Origin of the sequence: Actinomadura sp. NPDC049382 (assembly GCF_040677125.1) — a bacterium.
Taxonomy (GTDB): domain Bacteria; phylum Actinomycetota; class Actinomycetes; order Streptosporangiales; family Streptosporangiaceae; genus Spirillospora; species Spirillospora geliboluensis.
In genome coordinates, this window is the sequence record NZ_JBFARO010000276.1 from 1 (window position 1) to 1283 (window position 1283).

At 77.1% G+C, this 1283-nt stretch carries 2 protein-coding genes; one reads left to right on the forward strand and one right to left on the reverse strand.

Annotation, left to right across the window (positions count from 1 at the left end; genetic code table 11):
• A partial coding sequence (locus AB0K34_RS46625) for a GntR family transcriptional regulator (protein ID WP_364554972.1) occupies window positions 1–682 on the reverse strand: 682 nt, incomplete at its 3' end.
• Between the two features lie 74 nt (window positions 683–756).
• On the opposite strand from AB0K34_RS46625, the gene AB0K34_RS46630 reads away from it, so the two are divergent.
• On the forward strand, window positions 757–1283 hold a 527-nt coding region (locus AB0K34_RS46630), incomplete at its 3' end, for a LysE family translocator (RefSeq protein WP_364554974.1).

Genomic DNA, 1283 nt, shown 5'->3' on the forward strand with positions numbered 1-1283 from the left:
GACCTGCTGGTACGGCCCCGCGCCGTAGTTGGGCGGCGGCAGGAACTGCGGCTGCCCCGGCAGCGGCGGACGGAACGGCGGCGGCACCGGCGGCCGGGACGAGCGTGACGCCGAGCCGGGCCGCGATTCCCTTCACCACCGGATAGGTCAGCGCCTCCACGGCCAGCCGCCCGCCGGGCGGGACGAGCGCCGCCACGGCTCCCGCGATCGCCTGCCGCCCGCTCCCGGCGAACAGCACGCGGGACGGGTCCGGCGCCAGCGCGGGCGTCGCGAGCAGCGCGGCGGCGGCCTCCCGGGCGGCGGCGGTCCCCGCGACGCCCACCGGGCCGAGCGCCTCGTCCAGGACGTCCCGGCGCATCAGCCGCTCCAGCCCGGCGGCCAGCAGCGGGCCCTGCTCGGGGACCAGCGGGTAGTTCAGCTCCAGGTCGACGCGGGCGCCCGCCGGCTCGGCCAGCGCGGGGTCGGCCGGACGCGCCGCGGCGCGCACGAACGTGCCGCGCCCGACCTCGCCGGCCACGAGGCCGCGCCGCCCGAGCTCCCGGTACACGCGGCCCGCCGTGGAGGCCGCGATGCCGCGCCGCCGGGCGAAGGCCCGCTGCGGGGGCAGCCGGTCGCCCGGCCGCAGCCGCCCCGCCGCGATGTCGGCGGCCACCTCGTCGGCGACCCGGCGGAAGTCCTCCACGGCTGCTCCCCACATTGCACCGAGATCAATTCACCATATTGTACTGAGAAATGTCCGGATCTAGTATCGGTGCAATGATCTCGCTCACCGCCGCCGCGGCCGTCGCCGCCTTCGCCCTCGGGCTCGTGCTGACCCCGGGACCGAACATGATCTACCTGGTGTCGCGGACGGTGACGCAGGGCCGCCGCGCCGGGCTCGTCTCCCTCGGCGGCGTCGCCGCCGGCTTCGTGCTCTACGTCGCCGCCGCCACCGCCGGGCTCACCGCCGTCTTCACGCTCGTCCCCGCCCTCTACACCGCGATCAAGATCGGCGGGGCGGCCTACCTGCTCTGGCTCGCCTGGCAGGCGGTGCGGCCCGGCGGCACGGCCGTGTTCGCGCCCCGCGAGCTGCCCGCCGACCCGCCGCGCCGGCTGTTCACCATGGGCCTCGTCACCAACCTGCTCAACCCGAAGATCGCGATCCTGTACGTGTCGCTGCTGCCGCAGTTCGCCGACCCGGCGCGCGGGCCGAAACCCTACCCTCGACGCCGCGGACGGGCGGCTTCCGACGACGTCACGCGGCCACCCCGTCACGGGCGGTCACCGGCCCGCCCCGCCGGGAG